This window comes from Armatimonas sp. (assembly GCF_043757465.1).
In the GTDB taxonomy this organism is placed as follows: Bacteria; Armatimonadota; Armatimonadia; order Armatimonadales; family Armatimonadaceae; genus Armatimonas.
The window spans coordinates 1-20,670 of record NZ_JAYVPL010000094.1; the positions used below are offsets into that span (position 1 = coordinate 1).

A 20,670-nucleotide genomic window follows, 5' to 3' on the forward strand; every position below is an offset into this window, starting at 1 on the left:
GTGGCAAGCAAGGCTTGAATCGCCTGGATGCCTTGATCTCCGTTTTCCGAGGTGATCCGATTTTACCGGCCTTCCAAACGGATAGCTGAGCCGTTACACCCATAAATCCTAGAGATTTTCAAAATCCTAGAGATTTGGGATTCGGCTTTCACGGGGAGGTGCCATGGACAGGAGAAATAAAGTGGAGTTATTCGAACAGATTCGCCGTGAGTATGAGTTCAACGGCGGCACCATTCGTGGACTGGCTAACAAGTTCAGCATCCACCGACGAATGGTCAGACAGGCTATTGCCAGTGCCGTTCCACCGGAGCGCAAACAACCAGAGCGGGCTTGCCCCAAAATAGAGCCTGTCAAGGCGTTCATAGATCAGATCCTTACGGAAGATAAACATGCACCTCGCAAGCAGCGACATACAGCCAAGCGCATTTTCGTGCGTCTCCAGCAAGAGCTTCCCCAGTTCCCTGTGGCGGCTTCAACGGTGCGAGCCTATGTTCGCCAACGCAAATATCAGATGGGTCTCTCGTCCAGAGAAACCTTTATTCCTCAAGTCTATGATTGGGGACACGAGGCACAGATTGATTGGTACGATGCTTATGTGGACATGGCGGGTCAACGCGTCAAAGTCCAGGTATTCGCCATGCGGAGCATGAAGAGCGGAGCCGCCTTCCACCGTGCCTACTTTCGCGCCACCCAGCAGGCATTCTTGGAGGCGCACGAGTATGGCTTTGCTTACTTTGGTGGAGTGTTTGCCACCCTACGCTATGACAACCTCAGCAGTGCCGTCAAGAAGGTTCTTCGCGGTCATGTTCGTGAGCAGACTATCCGTTTTGTCGCCTTTCGCTCTCATTGGCACTTCAATTCTGAGTTCTGTATGCCCGCCTCTCCTGAGGAAAAAGGCGGTGTTGAGGGAGAAGTGGGCTATTTTCGGCGCAATCACTTCGTGCCCGTTCCTCAAGTAGCAGACCTTGCTGCTTTGAATCTGCTTCTGCTTGCTAGCTGCCGTGAGGACGAGAAGCGAATGATTGGGGATCGTGCGCAAAGTGTGGGTTTGGGTATGCAACAAGAGTGTGCTCACCTCTTGGCTCTTGCCAGTGAGGGATTTGACCTGGCTGATAGCCGCTTTAGTGTGGTTGACCGTAAAGGCTGTGTCCAGGCCGACAATAATTGCTACTCGGTAGCTCAACCCTCCGGCACGAAAGTTCAGGTCAAAGTGCTGCCCTCGTGTGTGGAGGTCTGGCATTGCGGCCTACGAGTCGCCCTTCATGAGCGTTGTTATGAGCGTGGTCAGCAGATCCTTGAGTTGACGCACTACTTGGAGGTTCTGCACCGCAAGCCGGGTGCTTTTGCGGGTTCGAAACCGCTCTCTCAGTGGAAAGCTGCGGGTAAGTGGCTTGATTGTTTTGACCAGCTCTGGGAGCGTTTGAAAGTTCGTCATGGTCAAAGTGAGGGCACTCGTCAGATGGTGGATCTGCTTATTTTGGGTCGTCAGCATGGAGAATCTGTGCTCGTAAAAGCCGTTGAGGAGGCATTGAAGCTCGGCTGTAGCGATGCTGCCTCCGTGGAGTATTTGCTCACGCAGGCAATCGTGCCTCAAAGCTCCCCACTCGCTGAGCCGTTGCCAAGCTCTGTTCTTGGTTACCTCTCTTGCTTCGAGCGTCCTTTGCCTGAGGTAAATATCTATGACCAATTTTTGAGTTCTGACCTCTCTGTAAGTCAAATCCCGCTTCAGGAGGCACTGTAATGAGCCTTGACACTCAAGTTCCTTTCAACGGTGCTTCCGTTGGTTTCAACGACACTGCCCTGCCCGTTAATCTCCAAGCTTTGGATGAGGCGACGATTCGAGAGCACTGCCGAATCTTGCGTCTCCCTACAGTGAGTGTGCAATGCGATGCTTTGGCGCAGGAAGCCATAAGAACCCGGCAAAGTCATCTTCGGTATTTAGAGGCATTGCTGGCAGCCGAGCGAGAAGAGCGTGAGCGTACCACGGTTTCGAATCGCCTCAGGGAGGCGCATCTTCCCCGTCTAAAGACTCTGGAAGATTTCGATTTTAGCAAAGCGCCTCGTGTTTCGGCGAGCCAGGTTCTGCATTTGTCGGAGGGTGGGTATCTGGTTCGTAGCGAGCCTGTGCTTCTTCTTGGGGAGAGCGGCACGGGCAAGACGCACCTTGCGACGGGTTTGTGTGTTTCTGCATGTCGTCAGAAGAAGCGGGTTCGTTTTGCGACGGCTACGGGTTTGGTCAATGAACTCGTTGAGGCTCAGCACCATAACCAACTTGGTCGTGCACTCTCCCGTTGGGCTCGTTACGACTTGATTGCTATTGATGAGCTTGGCTACGTTCCTCTGGGTGAGCTGGGAGCGGAGCTTCTGTTCCAGGTGATTTCTGACCGTGCTGAGAAAGGTGCTGTGATAATCACGACGAATTTACCCTTTTCGGAGTGGACTCAGGTTTTCAGTAATGCTCGTCTTTGCAAAGCCCTGTTGGATCGTTTGACGGATCGTGCTCACATCCTTGAAACCGGCTCTGACTCGTATCGTTTCCGTCGGACAATGGAGACTCGTCAGCGCTCTTCCAAACGCTCCGCCCCTTCAGTAGATATCGAGGCTGAGGTTTCCGTTTTGAAAGGTGATTCTGATGCTTCTGGTGAGTAAAGTAACGTTACGATATAGAGCATGCGAATACGATTCGGAGCCTATGACATGAAAGGAGGTGATTTAGATGGCTCGTCCTAGAGAGTTTGACTGCGCAGCGTCCAAGCAGGCTGCCTATCGTGCTCGCCATGTGGCCAAACTGGTATCTGTGGATCGTGCTGCTCTTGCTGGCTTGCATGATCGTTTAGAGCGATTGCAGTCAGCGATTGTGTGCGCCGCCCGAAATGGTTCTGGCTTTGCTAATCGTTGTCGTGCCAGTTCGATAGATTCGATGCTGGATAACCTGATTGATGCCTTTATGGACGAGGCTGTTGGTTTGGACGGGGCTTCGCCCCGCGTCGCCGTCCCGAGCGAGAGCTTAGTTCTCGAATCGTGATGGGTCTGGGTGGGGCCAAATGAAAGTATCAAAAGGGGCCAAAATAGATTGACAAAATCACTGCGGCATCAGGCAGACAATGTTCGCACCTAGAATTCGTTCTGCCACAATTAACGGGGTCTTGAAGGCGCGAACATCTAGGGATTGATTATGGAAGCGTTGAACCAAATCTGCGATTCCAGCACCAGCACTATAGATGAACGTATGCGCGGTGACACTACCTACTGGATCAGCAGTATCCCAATCTTCTATGAGCACGGTATTTTCTTGTAGTGCAAAAGCATGAGAGTGTAGCATCAGGTGGAATGTTGGATATGCCTGGCAGGCGCGCAAAACACTGTCCAAAAGATATCTTGTGTCCATAGATCGTTCTTGTACTTTAAAGGTAAGACATTTCTCTGGAAACAGGAACTCTGGCGCTTCCTTCTTCGCCTGCGCATTCGAAACCTCTCGATACTGGACTCCTGAGAAGTTCCAGCGATCTACGACATGGTCAATCATTGCCGTATTTGTGAGCACTGCCAGAGTCGGCGTCAACCACTCCTGCACAAGAGCATCGGGAAAGTGTCGTTCAATGATGTTGAATCCGTACTGGCAACGCTGAGCCACAATATTCGCTGCAACAGCATCGTCAATAGCAACAGCTCCATAAGTTCCAGCATGAAGCCAACCTTCATTCCGTGTAGAAGGGGAGTTTGCTAGTTCCCGATTACGCTCAATCAAGGCGACACTATAACCCCGTTGTAGCAATCGCCAAGCAATAAATAACCCAACACATCCTCCGCCTAGAACAACGACATCTACATCAAGTTGTTTGCGTTCCATATTGATTCTCCTTATATTTCACAGGGAGCCGCCCAGGGACTCTTTGAGATCCTCGTCACATGTCACATTCAGATTTTTCGTTAAGATATGGTTAATAAATACCTTTTGAGGTGGAATAAAATGCTGTTTTTGTAGTCCTCTAGCATCATTTTGAGAGTTGAGTGCGTATGCTATTTGCTCATCTTCGGTTCTCTTGTCGTAGCCAACGAAATGTCCGGTGTTGAAAAAATTCATACCCAGGATGTGTAAGGACTGTATGGGCTGGCGGGAAAGATGTGCGACAGCAAGAACACCTAGGAAGGGAAGGCCTGGCACATGGTTACGAACCCATTTCATGATTGCTTCGTCAAAGAGTACGAAGGGCAACATGACTGAACTATTACGTTGCAGGAAGATCCCAAGGTTCTCTGACTCGGGCCGGGGTGGGATTACTACAAACTGAATGCCAGCCTCCTTCATGCGGGAAAGATTGTAGTCATAGCGAAATTCGTTCGCCGCAGAAAGATAATGGTAACAGAGTGAGCTTTTCGTACCGAAATCGCCGGACTTTGAGATCGGATATTCGTACCCTTGATTGAGCCGTACAACTACATCGTGACTGTCAATGAACGAACCGAGGCCCTTTCCTTCTAATGCTTTCGAGGGACAAACGACCACAACCGATTTTTCAAGCAAAAATTTGCTGAAATCTTGAAAGGTGCTCTGCTGTCGAGACGAAGACTGTTCCCTGGCATAGTTCGTTTCCATAGATGATCAAGAACTCCTATGAATAAGAAACCACAATATGCTCGCCTAAAAGTGTCAAAAAATAGTGGGTGAATCTGGCGTATTTCTTAACTGATTTGGCCGCTAATTGGTGAGGTTGACACTTGGTGAGCCGCCTATCAAGTCCCATGATGGCGCGGAAATTCGCGCATTTAGGGGGTTCGAGCCTCGAGTAAACGACAACGTATGGTGCGGTGACCGGAACGGAGGGAGTGGTGTTTCAAAGTTCTGTAGGCCGCGCTGGCTCCAGAAGCCCCATCAGGTCGCCGCGCTGGATCAAAACCTTACGGAGGCCCGCCACACGAAACGCTTTCAGCTTCCCTGATCGGATGTAGGAGCGGATCGAGGAGGTCGAGAGCTGGAGGTAATTTGCCGCCTGCTCCACAGTCAATAAATCCCGATCGTCTCCACTCTCAGCCATGCCCACAGTATAACTCAGCGGGAGACAGCATTCAGGCCCGGCGACGTGTGCGATGCTCGAGGAAGAGCAGCTTGTCTATTCGCCCCTCCAGGAAGCGGCGGATGGGATCGAAGGAGAAGGCCAGAACCAGTGAGAGTGCAACACCGAGCACAACAGCACGGCGAACGAATACACGGATATCGAAGAGCTGGTGGCGGATCACCGCGTAGGCCACCGCAAGCAAGAACAGCAATGTCGAGAGTGGGCCAATGTCAATCCAGCGGAAGTCATCGAATGTATAGGGTAGCAGGGCGTTGGTCAAGAGGGAGACGACCCCAGTCGCCAGAGTGCCCCAACCCAAAAGCAATAACTGATCTCGGTGCGGTGAAGCCACCCGGTCACTGGAGCGAAATGCCAGCCAGAGCGTCGCAGCCAGCATACCTACGACATGAGCCACGTAGAGGACGAAGAGCGGACCATAGATGGTTTCATGCCCGCCAGCAATACCCACGCCAACCAGCTCAACCTTATCAATCCACGGGGTTGTAGCGGCAACAATAGAGATAGTCACAGAGAGCCAAAGCAGCCAGGTATCGCTGGAGCGGGCTGGAAGTGCGGCGACCGACTTGACGAAGCGAAAGCCAAAGTAAACCGCTAGGCTCACAGCGGCGAAGTTCGCACGCCCCACCAGCAGGATATAGCTGGGGTCGTCGGAGCGGCTGAACAGAAACAGCGTGACAACCCAGACCAACAGCGCCAAGCACGAGGCCACGAACCAGCGCACAACAGGAGAGCGGCCTTCGCGCACCAGGAGGAAGATCGAGGTACCCGCCAGTACAAGCGAGCACAGAGCGTAGAGGACTTCAGCGAGGACGGAGTTCATCCAGCGCATCCTCTCACATTCGTCTTGTGGCCTCAAGCGGTGGTAAGAGGCCTGGGCTGTAGCTCGGGAGTTTTGGGCTGTAGAGCAGCAGTGAAGATACTTCGATACGTCGTCGAGACGAGTGCGCGCTCGGCAAGTGAACCGGCGACTTCCCGAACCGAGAGGCTACAAGGGTAGCAGGGTTCCCCCCAGTGCTCTCGCAATTCCCCGATCACCACTAGCGGCCAGCCCAGAAGGCGATAACACCGGAGCATCTTGGGAGTGGCTTCCAGCCAGACGGTCTTGACGTTCTGCTCCACACAGTAACGCCAGAAGGCGGAGCCAAGCTGCCAAAACGCCACGCCGCTGTCTTTGCCTCGGTACTCGGGAAGCACCGCCAGCACCGCCGCGTGCAGCACTCCAGACGTTTTGTCTTGGACGGGAAGCTCAGGCCAGACGAGATGCGTAGGAACCTCACCTGCCTCGTCCGGTGTGACGAGTTGGAGCCCGCCGATAAGTTTGGTTTCATCCCACACTCCGAAGTAAACCGAGCGGGAAGAGTGTGCCCGAAGCTGATCGCCAGGCTGCCAGCTCTCTGCCGCAGCGATTCCCTCAAAGAGCGCAATGACTCTCTCTGACATGACCTCATCGTCTGCTCTTTCGGTTCGTAGCATATGGCTCCTTTCTTACTACCTATAGGTAGTCCTTTCCTTTGATCCTACCGTGATAATAGGCTCACTGCTACCAAGAGGTAGCTTGCGAGAACACCCATGCCCACTGGCTCCCCCCGCCTTCGCACCCAAGATGGCAAGCTTAACCAGGTTGCCACTACCCTCAAAGAGCGACGCAAAGCGCTCAAACTCACCCAAGACAACCTCTGTGGCAGACTCGCCGAAGTGACACAGGGACGTTGGACACCGCAGTGGCGCGACATTGTTCGCATCGAGCGTGGCACCCGAATTGTCTCAGACCTCGAAGTCATAGCCCTGTGCCGTGTCCTTGATTGCTCCCTCATCGAACTGCTCGATACCCAAATTCTCTTTCAAACGACTGAAAACTAGGTTCTTGGTAACGTTCCTATCCAAGGTTTGCCGTCGATCTGTGCTACTTGCTTACGGCGCAAACACCAATACTCGCCCTACTTTCCCCCTCTCGCTTTGCATGCTAAAGTTTCAGACTACTGCACTAAGTTCAATTGACTGAACCTAATTGTACCACTAGGGCGAGAGAATGCTCGGTATGCAGCAGGAGCCAAAGATATACCGGGAGACAATAGGATGCCCTTAGGTGGCCCTCGACTTCGTACCGCTGAAGGGAGAAGTAACCAGGTGGGGCTTGCAGTGCGGACGAGGCGGCGTTCCCTCAAAATCAAGCAGGATTCCCTCTGTGCCCGCATTGCTACGGCCACACATGGCGATTGGAACCCTGACCGACTAGAAGTTCTCAGAATCGAGCAAGGCACTAGAACAGTGACTGATCTTGAACTACTGGCTCTTGCTCGCGCACTGGACTGCGATCCCTGTGCTTTTTTGATCGAGCAGGGGACGATACAACCAACCCAATCTTCCTCTTGACAGCCTAGTTAAACGACACATATCCGTACTTGTAATGCATAGATTCAAATCATCTTTATGCCCTGTAAGATATAAAACACAGATCGATTTATGTTCTTCATGATATAATTTCCTCATGATTAACCGAACTGGTGCGAGGCGGCTTAGGCGACAGCAGCTCAACCGACAGCTTGCCAGTATTGCCAATCTCACCACCCCACGAAACGGCTGGATTAGAGAGCTGCGCGAAGCACTGGGCATGAGTGCACGTCAGCTGGCTGAGAGAGTCGGAGTAGGGCAGCCCACTATCGCCCGACTGGAGAAGTCAGAAGCGGCGGGAACCATCGAGATCAAGACCCTCAGGAGAGTGGCAGAGGGTATGAACTGTCGCCTCGTCTATGCCATCGTGCCGGTGGAAGGGTCTCTAGAGGAGCTACTCAGAGTCCAAGCGACCCAAGCCGCTGAGAAGCTTCTGGCACGGGTGGAGCACTCGATGGCACTGGAAGCGCAAGGCGCAACGCCACAGGACAGGAAAGCACAGGTTCAGGAGCTGGCCGACGAGCTGGTGCGAACCATGAGCCGTCAAATCTGGGAGCAGGATGACTATGAGCAGGGTGGCCATAGCCATTGACCTTCGACTATCCCGAGGGAGCAACACCCCTTGATCCTGACACTATCCAGGGGCTTATTCCGGGGCTAACCACCCAAGGAGAGCTCAATGAGTTCGAGGCCCGCAACATCGCCTCGGCACTTCAATGGGCACTACGGAGCCGTACCTTGAAGCGTGATCTGCTTACCTCCAACGGACTAACACGGCTCCACGAGCGTATGTTTAACATCACCTGGCGCTGGGCAGGGCAGTTCCGAAAGCGCGAGACTAACATCGGAGTGGTACCGACTCAGATTCCCGTTGCGCTGGCGGCGCTGTGTGGGGACGTTGCCTATCAGGTAGAGCACCAGGTCTTTGGTTGGGACGAGCTTGCAGTGCGCTTCCATCACCGGCTCGTTCTGATCCATCCCTTCCCCAATGGCAATGGTCGCCATGCCCGCCTGGCCGCAGACCTTCTCATGCACTACCAAGGGCTCCCCATGTTCTCTTGGGGGGCAAGATCCATAACTGAAGGAGCCAACACAGGCGGGACGTTGCTTACCCAGAGTAGCGATGTTCGGAGCGCTTATCTATCGGCGCTTCGACAAGCAGATCGGGGAGACTTCGAGCCTTTGCTGGCTTTCGTGCGAACATAGCCACAATCGCATTCATAGCTGCGGTAGTACTCTGGGGCCATGAAAGGATTCCCCGCGATTGTGGGGTACAAAGAGTCTCACGTAGGGTACAAAGAGAGTCAAGTCAAGGGAGATCGGATCGCGAGAGGGCGATTCGGATCTTCATACAAGCAAAGGACAGAGAAGATAATGGGACGACGACCTAAAGCCGCCACGGAAGCGGTAGCAACGACGGAAGAGCCAGTAGCAGCCACGCCCGTGGTGCGACGGCGACGGCGAAGCACCACGGTGGATCATGCAGCACAGACAGCCATCCTGATTGATTCGCTCCTCAAGGGCCGTGGCGCAAGCGGTGCTAGCCAGGAAGAGGCACTGGCAGTAGTCAACTGGGCGCGTGGTGTTCATGCTGAGGATGCGGAACTCAAAGTGCTCACCACCCGCGTGCGCCGTGCCAAGGCACAAAACGCACCCGAGCGCCAAGTCGCCCTCGATCTGAACAAGGCACTGCTTGATGGGGTACTGGCGGGAAGCCTGGTCGTGGATGTCAACGAGTCTGGGAGTGTTGCTTTCAAGCAGGCAGTCGGGTAACCCAGCTCAATATCTCAAGTAACCAACCCAGATCCCCTGGGAGCTAGAAGCTGTCGCCGCTAGCTCCCAGGTTAAGTGTTCTCTCTAGAGAGGTGCCGCGACTAACCGTCCCTCTTTAAGGGGAAAGCTATCGGGTAGGTACTTAGGAGCCTCTTCCTGCGTACACATGATCGTTTGGGAGCGATCTTCCTGGGTTTCGATAATGATGACAGCACCTGTTGGAAGCCCATGGGTAGATTGGATAGCAGCACCAGCGGCAACATCATTTCTGAGTTGCTCTATCAGAGAGCCGCAGCCTATCTGTTCCCAATCCATTCCTAGATGCCGATCCATTAACCTGCCCGGATTCAGTCCCGATTGCTTAATAGCATCGAGAGCATTCTGGCTAAAGTAAAATTTACCCGGAGCAAATTTCGCTCCTTTTTTCAGGTAGTCATAGGGAGACATGGTCATGATAAGTTCAAATTATTCTTATAGTTAAAGTTTCTGTCAAGTCGGTCTAAGTTTTAAGTGTTCTGCGCTAGGGCCTTTGAGAAGACCCTAGCGCACTATCGCTTTCAGGTTGACAATCCTGAGAGAACTCTTTAGTGTTCGCCTAAGCGTTTTTCCTTCGAGGGGAGCGCTTTTCTGATGAGATTCCAGTCTGTCGTGGTGCCCCCACATTTAGCAGCCATTTTATAAGCCGAGGGTCGGTAATCGTGAAGACAATTGCGAGTCCAATGACCGAGATGATAAAGGAAATATCTGAGGTTTCCATAGCGACTCTAGTTAAAATAGGTGGATAAGATTTGGTGGCTGTTATTTCTTCATAATCGAGTTGTTAGGGATCTACTTGGACTGATTTCTTTATCAGTCATTATTTATATATATAACTATTAACGGCTTGTCAAGTATTGAATATATATATAAGTAATGCTACTCTTAGACTATGGACACATCACCAATCACTCAACTACCCGAAAACAGAATCGGCCCAGGGCGACCACCAGGGCTCAAGACGCAGCTCACCAGCCTCCTACTGGAGCCAGAGCTGATTGACTGGGCAAAGCGCCAACCAGAGGGGCTCTCGGGAGTGGTTCGTCAATTGCTACGTGTGGCTATGGAAAGTGATACGGGCATGAGCAAAGCGCCGGGGCAGTCAAACGTCCCTCGGGAATAAACAAGCGCTCCCGGCAGACGAAGGGGTACCTTGACGCACTTGCGCCACTTAACCCTATCTACTGCGTTCTTGTCGCCGGAAACTGTCAGCATCGGCATGGGCGAACGTTGCCCCGCATTGAATACAGACGAGGTCTCCCGTCAGGCGTACCTGATCGTACTCTGCCACCAACTTGGGATGATCGCAGGGCTTGCCACCCCACTCGGTTCTCAGCTTTGCTGCTTGTTGTACTTGCATACCACAGATGTTCTTTAGGAAGTCGCTGTCAGAGCATATTCCAGAGCACCAGAATGTACTCATGAATGATATGGTTATTGTATCATGGGGTGATTTCGTGATATAAATAAGCCATGCACTCACTCACTCTCGACTACCTCAGAAAGCAGAATATCACCCTCGCACTAGCCCAGAGCCTGCGCCAGGTGGGGGAGCTAAAAGGCCAGCACGATCTCTATGTCCAGCAGCGACCGGAGATACTGGAGAACCTGAAGCAGTCGGCCACCATCGAGAGCGTGGAGTCCTCCAACCGTATCGAAGGCATCGAGGCAGATCCCGAGCGCCTCAAGGAGCTGGTCAAGAGGGGCGGAGCACCTTCAGGCCGCTCTGAGCAGGAAATAGCAGGCTACCGCGACGTTCTGGCAACGATTCACACCAGCTTTGAGCACATCCCCGTCACGCCGGGTACCATCCTCCAGCTTCACCGTGATCTCTATCGGTTCGTGGGTGACGGCGACCGGGGTGGAGCATGGAAGCCCAGCGACAACCTCATTGCGGAGACAAGGGCTGATGGCACCCGTGTGGTGCGCTTTGAGCCGACTCCTGCCTGGCAGACCCCCGAAGCGATGCGCCAGCTCTGTGACGGCTATCGTGAGGTCAAGGAGAGTGGCGAGGTTGATCCCCTGCTCCTGATCCCCGCCTTCGTGCTGGACTTCCTGTGCATCCATCCCTTTAGCGACGGCAACGGGCGCATGAGCCGCCTCCTGACCTTGCTCCTTCTCTACCAGGAGGGCTTCGAGGTAGGGCGCTACATCTCCCTGGAGCGTGTTATAGAGCAGCAGAAGGAAGGCTACTACGAGACTTTGCAAGCCGCTTCGCAGGGCTGGCATGCGGGCGAGCATAGTCTGACGCGCTGGTGGGAATACTTGACGGGGGTGATTGTCCTCTCGGCTTACCGTGAGTTCTCCAGCCGTGCTGGTGCGATTACAGCGCGTCGTGGTGCTAAGCGTGAGCTGGTGATTGATGTCATCACTCGGCTGGGGCATACGTTCCGCTATGCTGACATTGAAAAGGCATGCCCTGACGTGAGCCGCCCGACGATCATGCGGGTGCTGGAGGAGTTGAAGGCTGGGGGCAAGATACGCCCGATGGGCCGGGGGCCCGCTGCCGCGTGGGAGAAATTGAGTTAGTCAACGTTCAAGTTAGCTGCTCTCCTAAAAACAAAGCTTCTCTCATTCCAATTGAACAAACCCTAAAATTGGGGGCTACCAAAAGGGAACCGTTTACGGTTTTTATTGTGTCCCTGAAAACGTAGCGAAGATCATGGGATTCTTGAACCCACACGAGAGGGATCTAGAAAAGAGAAAAGACTCCATGAAACATTGCACTACTTCCATGAAACGCTACGCAATTGTCATCCCCCGCCCCACCGTACTTGATGTACTTCACAAGCACTCGCAGCTCGCACAGCAGGCTTACCGGCGCGGAAATGCAGCCGGTTGCCACGGTGGCAAGCGCTCTCGCTACGGAAAAGCCGAGAGACGAGCCACCCGACGCGAGGAGAGAATAGCCGAGTTTTAGGCGGACAAGGGGGTTTCTTTAGTAGGGCCAGCATGGGGGCTGGAAGCCGTTCCCGACCTAGCTCTACTTTTCCTAGCCCTTCTCCTCACAAAAGCCGGGCTAGGCTCGCCTGAGTATATTTCCTCTCGCTTCTTGAAAAGAAAGCTTGCGTCAATGTCTCTTTCTCACTGGATTATTTCTACTATTACACTACTGGCCGGGGGTGGGGGCAGGCCCCGCTTCAAACGTAAGGCCAAGGCTCCCCTAACACTTACCAAGTCTCCTGTGGAAGAGCTACTGGAGATCGGGCAGGAGTTGCCAGACCCCATCCAGCAGCGTCGCCTAGGAGCGGCCTATCAGCCACCCACGGTCACGTTTCTCATGGAGCTAAGGCGGCGGCATCTCTACGGCACGGGAACGGTTGGCAGTGGCAAGACCTCGTTTGCCCTCCAGCTCATGGATCACGACATCGCCGTTGCTATGGAGGGTGCAGAGCGTGGTGTCGGCTGCATGGACCCCGAAGGCGACCTGATTGACCGGGTGCTACGACGGCTCTGTGGGCGCTACCGTGAGGATCAGCTCGTTTCTAAAATAGTGCTCATTGACTTTCGACAGCATCACGCCTGGGCACAAACGGTTCCCCACTGCGTTGGCTGGAACCCACTCAGGGATACGGGGACTGACCCGAGCGCTGCGGCCCTGTTTTGCTACGACTGCTTTGACGATGTCTACGAGATTGGGCCAGCATCGGGGGAGCTACTACGCTACACGCTTCTTGCTCTGGCACACTCCACGAGTGTAGGTAAGGAGAAGATCGGGACTTTGCTGGACATCGAGCCGTTCCTGCTGGATGCCCACTTTCGCCAAGAGGTGCTCGCCACGATCACAGATCCGAGCCTTTTACGCTTCTTCCGCACTCGCTTCACCAGCCTGATAGAAAGCCCCACTATGGTGTCAGCGATTCTCAACAAAGTCTCGCCCCTAACGTCTCTGACTGCCGTTCGCCGCCATCTGGGGATGCGCCAGGGGACACTGCCCCTGCGGAGTCTACTGACCAAGCCTGGCACGATTCTGCTCTGCGCTCTTGCCTCCAACGAGATCGGAGACAAGGGAGCAAGCCTCATCGGACGACTTCTCATCCAGTCCATCGCCCGAAGCTTTATCCGCTCTGATAGGCTCCTATCGGATATCCAGGACGATACCAGCGCTAGCTTCTTTCTGACACTTGATGAGTTCGCCCTCTTTCAGGGCTCCCATAGCCTGGTGACCGATATTGCCGGTCAAGGGCGGCGCTATGGGCTTCACCTACTGGCGCTGCACCAGTCCGCCGCGCAACTCGATAGCAAGACGCGCTCGATTCTGCGAAACGCCACGGGCTCTCAGATCTACTTCGCCTGTGGAGGGGGTGATGCAGACACACTTGCCTCGGAACTGCCCGCGCCCAATGGGGAGTCCAAGGCGATTCTGCGTCACTGGCTCATCACACAGAAGCCCGGCGAGGCAATCTTTGCCGAAGGAGGTCGCCCGATTCGACGTATCCAGTGCCACTACAGCCCTGACCCCAAAGTGGACAAGGCGCTGGTCGCTGCGGTGCGTCAGAAAGCCTTGGAGCACTTTGGAAGACCGGTTGCGGATGTCGAGGCGGAGATAGCCGCTCACGAGAGCCGTAGTATTCCCCCACAGACCCAAGTATCTCCAGTGGTTAGGAAACGGCGCTCAAATGCCAGTAGCAACGCAATCGAGATTATCGAGGTAGACGAACCGTGAAAGAAGTAGGTAAGCCGTGAAAACAGTTTCAGGTGCTATTCGACTGACGGAGCGCGACGAGTGCCTTCTGACCGATCTCTACCAACATGGTGCGATGCTTCGTGGGCAGCTTCAGGCTCTCCACTTCGAGGAGAGCGGTCTGCGGCGTGTGAACCGACGGCTCCAGAGTCTGAGCCAAGCACGGCTGATCGTAGGCGCACCGCTCCCGCTCGGGCCGCTCTCCACCCTCACTCCTGCCAGCAGTCCTGGCTCCTCAGGACAGTGGGTTTATCGCCTGGGTTCACAGGCAGTCCCTATTCTCGCAGCACGGCTGGGCTTAGACAGGGATATAGTTCGTCGCCGAGTACGTCTGGGAAGCCCAACCGCACTCGCCCACGCTCTGGAGATAGCCCAAGCGCGAGTCGTCCTTGCGGTGCTAGGGAAAACCGAGCCGCACTTCCGCCTGGAGAGTTTCCAGCCGGAGGTGTGCCATAGCTGGCGGGCTCGACTTGCGGATGGGCAAGAGCGTGGGGAGTCGTTTCGCCCCGATGCCCTTATTAGCTACCGCTGGGAAGGCAACGGCAATCTTTCCTTCCTGGAGATAGACCTGGGTCATACCTCGCAGGAGGAATGGAAACACAAGCGCGAGCTGGCGGGGCGCTTTCTCACCTCGGGACTCTTTGCCAAGCACTACACAGATCGCTTTGTCTTTGACATCTGGACGCTGACCACCACCACACGGCGTGCTGATACGCTTCGCCGCGCCGCAGAGAGAGACGCCTCCGGCATGTACCACTTCACGACTCTCCAGGAGTTTTCAATAAATCCCTTGTCCTTCATAAATCTCCCTGTCCCTGGTTTCGTAAGCGATGACATGTAAGGTGTAGGAGGATGTATCCATGATTTTTTGTACGCGCTGCCGACGACTCGTTCCCCAAGGGGACTACTGCCCCTGGTGCCGCAGCTCTTGGGGAGCCTCGATCTGTCAGGACTGTGACCACCGCAATACACCGGGTGTGCCATCGTGCGTAAAGTGCCCCGGCGTGAATCTCTCGGATGCAGCCATCGGGATTCCGCTGGGCTGGACAGCGACACTGCTCTCGGGACTGGCTCTATTAGCGCTCATCAAGCTAGCTATCGCTTACCGAAGCTCGCTACTCTCCGGGGCTGCAACGGGAGGCACCTGGCTGCTGTGCAACGTGACTGGCTCCGATGTTATGCAGCTTCAGCAGTATCTCACCTGGATTCTGATAGGCGTTTTTCTTATCGCTCCCTGTGCTGGTGAGCTAATGCGCCGCTTGCCGGGTCAGGGAGGCTATCTGAGCTACCGACTGCGAAATCTTCCCATGACGACCATTGACTACGTTTGGAGCCTGAGCCTACGACTGCTGCTGGGCACAGGACGGCTTATTCTTGCGCTCTTCTTTGGCAAACGCGCCAAGAAAGGAACTCCGTAAATGGGACTCTTCGATGGCCTCTTTGGCAAGAGTAGCACTTCGATGCTCCAGCTCCGTATGTCCTGCTTCAACATCGGCACTATCGCGGCCACGCCAAACGCCGTTGCTCTCTGTGAGGCACTAGGGATAGCTCCAATAGAGTTCGTGAAGAAACACGCTTCAGGAGACTTCGGTGTGATTGACCCTGACCAACGAGAGCGCAACCAGCGAGCTATCAGCGATGCCCGCTATCCGGCGGTCTCCGCCTACCCTGTAGGCTCCTCGGTGGTCTATGTGGTCACGAGGCAAGGAGACTCGACCACCGTGATGACTGCCACCGACTACGTTTTCTACGCCAATGGAAGGTAAAAAATAATGAGCCTGATCTACTACTGCTACCACTGCACACGGACGATTCAGCCCGTCGAGGGAAGTGCTCGCTTCTGCCCCTACTGCGCCAAGTACCTGGACAAGGAGCGCCAGTTCTGCCGTCAGTGCGGAAGCGAGAGCACCCCAAACCGCCGTGGAGCCGATGCCTGTCTGCGCTGCGGGGAAAGCGATCTAGCGGTGGGGGTAGGTCACTGCGTTCTGAATCTGGGTGGGCTGCAAAAAGCCTTCGGGATCTGCATCGCTCTGGGGAGTCTCTATCTCTGGGAGAGCCGCAATCCGGGCTGGTTGACTACCCTGAGCCGGGCACTGGATGGCTTAATGAAGCACCACAAGCCGCTTCCCTCCGATTCGCCGCTTTTTTCCTTCGTGGGGCTGGTGGCCCAGGTGGGGGCGGGAGTGTTGCTGCTGGCTCTGCTCGGGCCACTTGTTTTGCAACTCTTTACGCGAGGACGAGTGCAAGCGAGCGTGTTTGGCCTCCAGAGTATCTACCTGGCAGAGCGGGTTGATCTGGATATGGCCTCCTGGCTTCGCGCTGTGCGTCGCTCGCGCCTGAATCCTCGCCGCTTTACTCTCGTCGTGGTGGGGCGCTCCAGAGCCGCCCTGAAACGGGGACGGGAGGCTCTAAAGCGCTCTTGGGAGGAGGTACAGACAGCTAAGTAGAGATGCAAGTAAAGTAGGAGGCTAGATAAGCCGCTTGCGGCGCTCCTCCCGCTTGCTCCCCATGATGTTTTTCACGACCGCGACACTGGCATGGGCTTCGCGGATGAAGTCGGGATCGAGTTTAGTGTAGATGAGCGTGGTTTTGGTTTCCTTATGTCCCGCGATTTGTTGCGCTGCCAGAAGATTAAACTTAGCAAGCCGGTTAAGCGAGTAGCGCCGCAGGGAGTGGAGCGTAATCTGGTCTGACAGTTCCACCCACTGGAGCGTGTTCTTGAGCACTTTGAGAAAGCGCCCTTCATCCATGCGGGTGCCATACTCGGTGATGAACAGCCAACCCTCATCTTTCGGTTGTCCTGCCATGAGCTTGCTTCGAATCTTGAGCCAGGTGGCGAGTGTTTTCGCCCACTCAGAGCTGACCGGGATGAATCGAGGCTCACGCCCCTTACTCTCACGGATAGTGATGGCTCGCTCGCTCACTCGGTAGTCCTCAACCTTCAGGTTGAGCATCTCCCCGATACGAGCAGCCGTATCAAGCAAGCCGATTAGGATGGCGTAGTTGCGATCTCGGTGGAAGATGCGCCGCGTGGGAGATTGGAAGCGAGAATCCGGGTTCTTCTCCGGGTTCCAGTAGTCTAGCGTTGCGGGTAGAAGCTTTGCCATGTCCTCGTCCGTTGGCATGTATTTCATGGGCTTGGGAGCGTTGCGCACCTCGTACTCGGCAAGGTTACTACGCTCGATGAGATCATTTTTGGCGCACCAGGCAAAGAAGACCTTGGTGCAGAGCGCGTCGTGCCGGAGGGTGATGGGTTTGCGGCCAAGCTTGATGCGCTCCGCCAGAAAGCGATCCAGGTGCCGCTTCCCGAAGGAAGTAAGAGGGATGTCATTGGCCTGAGCCCAGCGGGCTACGCCAAGAAGCTGCACTTCGTAGAAGCGCACGGTTTTAGCTGCGCGAGAGGCTTGGAGGTGGAGTGAAAACTCCCTTTGTGCCTCTTCCCAGGTTATAGTGTTGAAAGCGTCCGTCATCTGATTCACCTTTACTTGTAGCTTACTCCAGGTATAGCAACAAGTGACAGTAGATGTCAACGCCTAAAAGTAAAATGGCCTCTAACCCGTTGGAGACAGGTTAAAGGCCGTGAAGCCGACGACCGGGTTCGAACCGGTGACCTGCTGTTTACGAAAAAGGTTAAAGGTGTCCGCATGGGTCTTCTTTCGTGCTGTTTTGTGAGGGAAACGGGCATTTTCTTTCCGTCTCCGTGCGCCCCAAACGAGGGCTTTTTTGCGCCGGGTGGCTACAGAATTGGCTACAAAAATCAGCCCTGAATCGGGCCGCTTTTCAGGTTCTCCCGAAGCCAGGTTTCCAGTGCCGAGCGCGGTATCCGTGTAAGGCTCCCAAGCTTCACGTAGGGCAGTTCCTGCCGACGGATCATGTCGTAGATCTTGCTCTTACCCAGCCCCAGAAGGTCTGCTACCTCGCCCGGACTGTAGGCCATTCGCTCCCCCACTACACTGCTCTTCTCGTTCATCATCCTGCTCCTAATCCCCATTAAAACAATTGTTTGCTTTTCCGGCATTGTAGCGGTATTATTGCATCATGTCAAGTAAGCAAAGCACCGATATTTCTGATAAGCGTCGGAAAGAGTACAAGCCACAGACCGATTTTCAAACTTGGGTGAAGCCGCGTCTCGAAGCCCGAGGCTGGCTCTACACAGAGCTTGCAAGGCAACTCGTGCGGGCTGGACTCGATGTCACGGAGAACTATGTCTACCGCGTCGTGCGCGGCGATCCGGAGCGCTCACCCAATGCTCGCCGCCCTGGTTACGAGATCGCGTTTGCCATTGGTCAGGTCTTTGGCGATATCGCGGGGGCGGTGAAGGCAGCGGGTTATCCGTGGGTAGATGCGCCCGTTGATCCGTTCGCCAGCTTTGCCGTTGAGATAGACCCCTCCCCCTTCATCGCCGCTCTGAACAATCCCATCGAGGTCAGTGCGGCACCCGGTCGCGAGATAATGGGCGAGACGACCGAGGGAGAGCATCTCTCGGGGCCGCTGCGCACGATGCTCATCCGTGGCGAGTGCATGGAGCCCGTGCTTCGTGACGGGGATATTATCTTCGTGCAGCCTGCTGAGACAGTGAGGAACGATGACCTCGTGATTGCTCTCGTCGATGGGATGGGCCAGACTTGCAAGCGAATCTGCATCCCAGATGATGAAACACTTCCGTATCTGGAGCCGATCAACGGCGAGGGGCGTATTGCTGAGAGTCGGTTCCTGATCCAAGGAGTGGTGACGCACGTGATTGAGAACGTGCGCCACCGTATTGCTCGCTACCAGGCAGCCCATCACTGAGGGCTATTTGTCCTCTGCGCCAGGATAACGAGCGCCTCGACCGTTTCGATGGCCTTGTCCGTTTCTTCTTCTGGGAGGAATCGTCTTAAGAACCACCGTAGTGGTTTTCGCACGAAGAGTTTCCAGAGCTGCTCGTCTTTCATGGCCTAGCTCCGTTCCTGGCTTCCTGCACGCTGATGCCCCCGATCTGAACATGGCACGGATCCCAGCCAACTTCAACTTTCGCTTCAAAGTCTCGGCTGGCGATTGCAGAGCGGATCGTATCCCGGTCTTCCTGTGCGAGCCCCCAGTCAATGCCAGTAATGCAACCATGAGCTTTGGCACTTGCCGCCAGCATGAGCAGAAAGCGGGTGCTCTCGTGGTTGGGCTGGTCATCGTCGAGGATGTCCACGGCCAAGGAGTCTGGTTTCCCGTCCTCCGTGGCTGCGTTGTGCATTCCCCAGCCGACTTTCGTGAAGCCATCTACGAGGAGCTGCTTCTGCCGCGTGGGGCTTCTCCAGGCTTCCTGGATACGTGGCTTCCAGCCGTGCCCCTCCAGATCGCAGAGCACTGCTGCAACTTTCTTTCGAAACGCCGGATTGCACTCGGTCAGGCGCTGGGCGTTGTTCTGCTTTCGTTGCTCCTCGGTCATGGCTTCACCTCTGGCTCTGGTACGAGCTGCACCCGAACTGCGATGATGAGCACGTCGCCGATCTGGATGCTGGACACATCCTCTAGCGCATGGCCGGAAGGGATTGCGAGAGTTGGCACTTTCGGAGCAGGCGGAGGAGCTGCCGTGCTGATCTCTGGATTCGGCTCCGGTGTGCTGTCGCTCTCGACGACGGAATAGCCTGGTTTCTTGGCATCGCTTTCGACGACGATGTAGCCGGGTAGTTTCGCCGCATCCTCAACGATGGGTTGTGCCGCTTCACTCTCGACGACGGCATAGCCGCTGGCTTTCTTGTCGCCAGAAGATGCCAAAATGGCTGATGCTGCTGGCGGGATGGTGATGATGAGTGGCTTGGTGACCAGAATAGGCTCGATAATCTCAGCGCGGGGCGGAACGGGTGACTCTGGCGGGATCTGGTTGAGTGGTTCATTAGTCGAAGCCACTGTTGGTTCTGGAGTAGTCACGACTACTGACGGCCCGAGAAGTGGCGTCTCGATGGGCTTGGGAGCTGGCTTTACTGTCGTCTTTGGCTTGGGGCGCGTAAGAAGCTTGGGTTTCGTCGTTGGGGGCTTCGCCATCGGCACAGGAGGCGTGATGGGCTTAGGCACTACTGCTGGCTTGCTGGGCGCTCTGGTAATTTTTAGTGTGGTTGCTTTTCTCATGATGTGTGGATCTCCTTTTCTAACATGTTGGATCCCCCCGCAGAGCGGGGGCTAATGGCCTTTTCGCCACTGCCACGGGGGAATAGGGGCGGGCATAGACCACAAGCCGCGCTTGGCGGCTCTGGCGGTATCTTCGGCTAGGCGCAGATCTCGGGAATCGGGAGCGTACTGCGGTGACCACCAAGCGAGGCCGGTCTCTATCTGGCGCTTCTCGACACTCGGATAGGCCGTGGTGCTGAGCTGGGCGACGAGCCGTCCGTACTTGTCTTTCTGGAGGGGCTGGATGGTCAAGGTCTGCCCAACCAGAAGCGTTCCAAGGGTAGCTCTTGCGAGCGGGCCACTTGGCTGGTTCATCTCGGGTGCATCGGCTCCGAAGAGGCGAATGGTGATGGTTTTGAGTCCATCACAGCTCGCATGGAGTGTGTCGCCGTCCACTACCTCGATCACTCGGCAGGTGTCAAGCGCGGGAAGGGTATCGGGTAGGTTCCGACTACCCGTGGGCCAAACAGTGGCGAGACCGCCACCAATGGCAACGATTCCCGCTCCCGTTCCTAGGATGGCCGCTCGCTTCTTACGGTTGGCCTGAGTGGTTCTCGTCGTCGTTGG

General features: G+C 55.1%; 27 protein-coding genes. 16 read left to right on the forward strand and 11 right to left on the reverse strand.

Features of this window, described 5'->3' with window-relative positions; genetic code table 11:
- Positions 1-163: 163 nt before the first annotated feature.
- The 3 genes from istA to ACH2ED_RS12365 all read left to right on the forward strand — a co-directional run bounded on the left by istA (position 164) and on the right by ACH2ED_RS12365 (position 3,025).
- Complete coding sequence (istA, locus tag ACH2ED_RS12355; RefSeq protein WP_395091435.1) at positions 164-1,741, forward strand: IS21 family transposase; 1,578 nt, start codon at positions 164-166, stop codon at positions 1,739-1,741.
- The gene (istB, locus tag ACH2ED_RS12360) at positions 1,741-2,649 is read left to right on the forward strand and encodes an IS21-like element helper ATPase IstB (RefSeq protein WP_395091436.1); all 909 of its coding nucleotides are present in this window, start codon (positions 1,741-1,743) and stop codon (positions 2,647-2,649) included. The genes istA and istB overlap by 1 nt, the downstream gene beginning before the upstream one ends.
- Before the next feature lie 67 nt (positions 2,650-2,716).
- Entirely contained in the window at positions 2,717-3,025 is a 309-nt protein-coding gene (locus ACH2ED_RS12365; RefSeq protein WP_395091438.1) for a hypothetical protein, read from the forward strand.
- A 57-nt stretch (positions 3,026-3,082) separates the two neighbouring features.
- On the opposite strand, the gene ACH2ED_RS12370 is transcribed toward ACH2ED_RS12365, so the two are convergent.
- The 5 genes from ACH2ED_RS12370 to ACH2ED_RS12390 form a co-directional block, all read right to left on the reverse strand.
- Positions 3,083-3,850: an FAD-dependent oxidoreductase gene (locus ACH2ED_RS12370; protein ID WP_395091439.1), complete on the reverse strand. Its 768-nt coding sequence runs from the start codon at positions 3,848-3,850 to the stop codon at positions 3,083-3,085.
- 18 nt (positions 3,851-3,868) lie between these two features.
- On the reverse strand, positions 3,869-4,597 hold the full coding sequence (locus ACH2ED_RS12375; RefSeq protein ID WP_395091440.1) for a glycosyltransferase family 29 protein: 729 nt from the start codon (positions 4,595-4,597) through the stop codon (positions 3,869-3,871).
- 238 nt (positions 4,598-4,835) lie between these two features.
- A complete protein-coding gene (locus ACH2ED_RS12380; RefSeq protein WP_395091442.1) occupies positions 4,836-5,036 on the reverse strand; it encodes a helix-turn-helix domain-containing protein in 201 nt (66 codons plus the stop codon).
- 31 nt (positions 5,037-5,067) lie between these two features.
- Positions 5,068-5,898 carry a histidine kinase N-terminal 7TM domain-containing protein gene (locus ACH2ED_RS12385; protein WP_395091444.1) on the reverse strand — a complete coding sequence of 277 codons (831 nt, stop codon included), beginning with the start codon at positions 5,896-5,898 and terminating at the stop codon, positions 5,068-5,070.
- 32 nt (positions 5,899-5,930) lie between these two features.
- The gene (locus tag ACH2ED_RS12390) at positions 5,931-6,518 is read right to left on the reverse strand and encodes a GNAT family N-acetyltransferase (protein ID WP_395091445.1); all 588 of its coding nucleotides are present in this window, start codon (positions 6,516-6,518) and stop codon (positions 5,931-5,933) included.
- Between the two features lie 129 nt (positions 6,519-6,647).
- On the opposite strand from ACH2ED_RS12390, the gene ACH2ED_RS12395 reads away from it, so the two are divergent.
- From ACH2ED_RS12395 to ACH2ED_RS12410, 4 genes are all read left to right on the forward strand, one after another.
- Positions 6,648-6,938: a helix-turn-helix transcriptional regulator gene (locus ACH2ED_RS12395; protein ID WP_395091447.1), complete on the forward strand. Its 291-nt coding sequence runs from the start codon at positions 6,648-6,650 to the stop codon at positions 6,936-6,938.
- 628 nt (positions 6,939-7,566) lie between these two features.
- A complete protein-coding gene (locus ACH2ED_RS12400) occupies positions 7,567-8,061 on the forward strand; it encodes a mobile mystery protein A (RefSeq protein ID WP_395091449.1) in 495 nt (164 codons plus the stop codon).
- Positions 8,058-8,675 carry a mobile mystery protein B gene (locus tag ACH2ED_RS12405; RefSeq protein ID WP_395091451.1) on the forward strand — a complete coding sequence of 206 codons (618 nt, stop codon included), beginning with the start codon at positions 8,058-8,060 and terminating at the stop codon, positions 8,673-8,675. The genes ACH2ED_RS12400 and ACH2ED_RS12405 overlap by 4 nt, the downstream gene beginning before the upstream one ends.
- Before the next feature lie 168 nt (positions 8,676-8,843).
- The gene (locus ACH2ED_RS12410) at positions 8,844-9,242 is read left to right on the forward strand and encodes a hypothetical protein (protein WP_395091453.1); all 399 of its coding nucleotides are present in this window, start codon (positions 8,844-8,846) and stop codon (positions 9,240-9,242) included.
- A gap of 84 nt (positions 9,243-9,326) precedes the next feature.
- On the opposite strand, the gene ACH2ED_RS12415 is transcribed toward ACH2ED_RS12410, so the two are convergent.
- Positions 9,327-9,695, reverse strand: coding sequence for a hypothetical protein (locus tag ACH2ED_RS12415; RefSeq protein WP_395091454.1), 369 nt, complete (start codon positions 9,693-9,695; stop codon positions 9,327-9,329).
- Positions 9,696-10,170: 475 nt separating this feature from the next.
- On the opposite strand from ACH2ED_RS12415, the gene ACH2ED_RS12420 reads away from it, so the two are divergent.
- From ACH2ED_RS12420 to ACH2ED_RS12455, 8 genes are all read left to right on the forward strand, one after another.
- The gene (locus ACH2ED_RS12420) at positions 10,171-10,401 is read left to right on the forward strand and encodes a hypothetical protein (protein WP_395091455.1); all 231 of its coding nucleotides are present in this window, start codon (positions 10,171-10,173) and stop codon (positions 10,399-10,401) included.
- Positions 10,402-10,751: 350 nt separating this feature from the next.
- The gene (locus tag ACH2ED_RS12425) at positions 10,752-11,807 is read left to right on the forward strand and encodes a Fic family protein (RefSeq protein ID WP_395091457.1); all 1,056 of its coding nucleotides are present in this window, start codon (positions 10,752-10,754) and stop codon (positions 11,805-11,807) included.
- A gap of 205 nt (positions 11,808-12,012) precedes the next feature.
- Complete coding sequence (locus tag ACH2ED_RS12430) at positions 12,013-12,198, forward strand: hypothetical protein (protein WP_395091458.1); 186 nt, start codon at positions 12,013-12,015, stop codon at positions 12,196-12,198.
- Positions 12,199-12,351: 153 nt separating this feature from the next.
- Positions 12,352-13,944 (forward strand): hypothetical protein, encoded by a 1,593-nt coding sequence (locus ACH2ED_RS12435; RefSeq protein WP_395091460.1) that lies wholly within the window; start codon positions 12,352-12,354, stop codon positions 13,942-13,944.
- 16 nt (positions 13,945-13,960) lie between these two features.
- The gene (locus tag ACH2ED_RS12440; RefSeq protein ID WP_395091462.1) at positions 13,961-14,803 is read left to right on the forward strand and encodes a replication-relaxation family protein; all 843 of its coding nucleotides are present in this window, start codon (positions 13,961-13,963) and stop codon (positions 14,801-14,803) included.
- Positions 14,804-14,822: 19 nt separating this feature from the next.
- A complete protein-coding gene (locus tag ACH2ED_RS12445; RefSeq protein WP_395091464.1) occupies positions 14,823-15,380 on the forward strand; it encodes a hypothetical protein in 558 nt (185 codons plus the stop codon).
- A complete protein-coding gene (locus ACH2ED_RS12450; protein WP_395091466.1) occupies positions 15,381-15,728 on the forward strand; it encodes a hypothetical protein in 348 nt (115 codons plus the stop codon).
- 6 nt (positions 15,729-15,734) lie between these two features.
- Entirely contained in the window at positions 15,735-16,409 is a 675-nt protein-coding gene (locus tag ACH2ED_RS12455; protein ID WP_395091468.1) for a hypothetical protein, read from the forward strand.
- Positions 16,410-16,430: 21 nt separating this feature from the next.
- Here the strand turns inward: ACH2ED_RS12455 and ACH2ED_RS12460 are convergent, their stop codons facing one another.
- Positions 16,431-17,432 carry a tyrosine-type recombinase/integrase gene (locus tag ACH2ED_RS12460; protein ID WP_395091470.1) on the reverse strand — a complete coding sequence of 334 codons (1,002 nt, stop codon included), beginning with the start codon at positions 17,430-17,432 and terminating at the stop codon, positions 16,431-16,433.
- Positions 17,433-17,719: 287 nt separating this feature from the next.
- The gene (locus ACH2ED_RS12465) at positions 17,720-17,935 is read right to left on the reverse strand and encodes a helix-turn-helix domain-containing protein (protein WP_395091472.1); all 216 of its coding nucleotides are present in this window, start codon (positions 17,933-17,935) and stop codon (positions 17,720-17,722) included.
- Positions 17,936-18,000: 65 nt separating this feature from the next.
- Here ACH2ED_RS12465 and ACH2ED_RS12470 point away from each other — a divergent pair, with 65 nt between their 5' ends.
- On the forward strand, positions 18,001-18,753 hold the full coding sequence (locus ACH2ED_RS12470; protein WP_395091473.1) for a LexA family protein: 753 nt from the start codon (positions 18,001-18,003) through the stop codon (positions 18,751-18,753).
- Positions 18,754-18,892: 139 nt separating this feature from the next.
- On the opposite strand, the gene ACH2ED_RS12475 is transcribed toward ACH2ED_RS12470, so the two are convergent.
- The 3 genes from ACH2ED_RS12475 to ACH2ED_RS12485 form a co-directional block, all read right to left on the reverse strand.
- On the reverse strand, positions 18,893-19,384 hold the full coding sequence (locus tag ACH2ED_RS12475; RefSeq protein WP_395091475.1) for a hypothetical protein: 492 nt from the start codon (positions 19,382-19,384) through the stop codon (positions 18,893-18,895).
- Positions 19,381-20,064 (reverse strand): hypothetical protein, encoded by a 684-nt coding sequence (locus tag ACH2ED_RS12480; RefSeq protein ID WP_395091476.1) that lies wholly within the window; start codon positions 20,062-20,064, stop codon positions 19,381-19,383. The genes ACH2ED_RS12475 and ACH2ED_RS12480 overlap by 4 nt, the downstream gene beginning before the upstream one ends.
- A 51-nt stretch (positions 20,065-20,115) precedes the next feature.
- The coding region (locus ACH2ED_RS12485) for a thermonuclease family protein (protein ID WP_395091478.1) at positions 20,116-20,670 on the reverse strand (555 nt) is incomplete at its 5' end.

Bases quoted from the DNA above. Each gene is read 5' to 3' on its own strand.
- ACH2ED_RS12400 (WP_395091449.1), top strand. From the start codon at position 7,567: ATGATTAACCGAACTGGTGCGAGGCGGCTTAGGCGACAGCAGCTCAAC.
- ACH2ED_RS12470 (WP_395091473.1), top strand. From the start codon at position 18,001: ATGTCAAGTAAGCAAAGCACCGATATTTCTGATAAGCGTCGGAAAGAG.
- ACH2ED_RS12390 (WP_395091445.1), bottom strand. From the start codon at position 6,518: ATGTCAGAGAGAGTCATTGCGCTCTTTGAGGGAATCGCTGCGGCAGAG.
- ACH2ED_RS12380 (WP_395091442.1), bottom strand. From the start codon at position 5,036: ATGGCTGAGAGTGGAGACGATCGGGATTTATTGACTGTGGAGCAGGCG.
- ACH2ED_RS12450 (WP_395091466.1), top strand. From the start codon at position 15,381: ATGGGACTCTTCGATGGCCTCTTTGGCAAGAGTAGCACTTCGATGCTC.
- ACH2ED_RS12460 (WP_395091470.1), bottom strand. From the start codon at position 17,432: ATGACGGACGCTTTCAACACTATAACCTGGGAAGAGGCACAAAGGGAG.
- ACH2ED_RS12370 (WP_395091439.1), bottom strand. From the start codon at position 3,850: ATGGAACGCAAACAACTTGATGTAGATGTCGTTGTTCTAGGCGGAGGA.
- ACH2ED_RS12395 (WP_395091447.1), top strand. From the start codon at position 6,648: ATGCCCACTGGCTCCCCCCGCCTTCGCACCCAAGATGGCAAGCTTAAC.
- ACH2ED_RS12385 (WP_395091444.1), bottom strand. From the start codon at position 5,898: ATGAACTCCGTCCTCGCTGAAGTCCTCTACGCTCTGTGCTCGCTTGTA.
- ACH2ED_RS12475 (WP_395091475.1), bottom strand. From the start codon at position 19,384: ATGACCGAGGAGCAACGAAAGCAGAACAACGCCCAGCGCCTGACCGAG.
- ACH2ED_RS12435 (WP_395091460.1), top strand. From the start codon at position 12,352: ATGTCTCTTTCTCACTGGATTATTTCTACTATTACACTACTGGCCGGG.
- istB (WP_395091436.1), top strand. From the start codon at position 1,741: ATGAGCCTTGACACTCAAGTTCCTTTCAACGGTGCTTCCGTTGGTTTC.
- istA (WP_395091435.1), top strand. From the start codon at position 164: ATGGACAGGAGAAATAAAGTGGAGTTATTCGAACAGATTCGCCGTGAG.
- ACH2ED_RS12445 (WP_395091464.1), top strand. From the start codon at position 14,823: ATGATTTTTTGTACGCGCTGCCGACGACTCGTTCCCCAAGGGGACTAC.
- ACH2ED_RS12455 (WP_395091468.1), top strand. From the start codon at position 15,735: ATGAGCCTGATCTACTACTGCTACCACTGCACACGGACGATTCAGCCC.
- ACH2ED_RS12430 (WP_395091458.1), top strand. From the start codon at position 12,013: ATGAAACGCTACGCAATTGTCATCCCCCGCCCCACCGTACTTGATGTA.
- ACH2ED_RS12480 (WP_395091476.1), bottom strand. From the start codon at position 20,064: ATGAGAAAAGCAACCACACTAAAAATTACCAGAGCGCCCAGCAAGCCA.
- ACH2ED_RS12375 (WP_395091440.1), bottom strand. From the start codon at position 4,597: ATGGAAACGAACTATGCCAGGGAACAGTCTTCGTCTCGACAGCAGAGC.
- ACH2ED_RS12410 (WP_395091453.1), top strand. From the start codon at position 8,844: ATGGGACGACGACCTAAAGCCGCCACGGAAGCGGTAGCAACGACGGAA.
- ACH2ED_RS12465 (WP_395091472.1), bottom strand. From the start codon at position 17,935: ATGATGAACGAGAAGAGCAGTGTAGTGGGGGAGCGAATGGCCTACAGT.
- ACH2ED_RS12425 (WP_395091457.1), top strand. From the start codon at position 10,752: ATGCACTCACTCACTCTCGACTACCTCAGAAAGCAGAATATCACCCTC.
- ACH2ED_RS12415 (WP_395091454.1), bottom strand. From the start codon at position 9,695: ATGACCATGTCTCCCTATGACTACCTGAAAAAAGGAGCGAAATTTGCT.
- ACH2ED_RS12365 (WP_395091438.1), top strand. From the start codon at position 2,717: ATGGCTCGTCCTAGAGAGTTTGACTGCGCAGCGTCCAAGCAGGCTGCC.
- ACH2ED_RS12420 (WP_395091455.1), top strand. From the start codon at position 10,171: ATGGACACATCACCAATCACTCAACTACCCGAAAACAGAATCGGCCCA.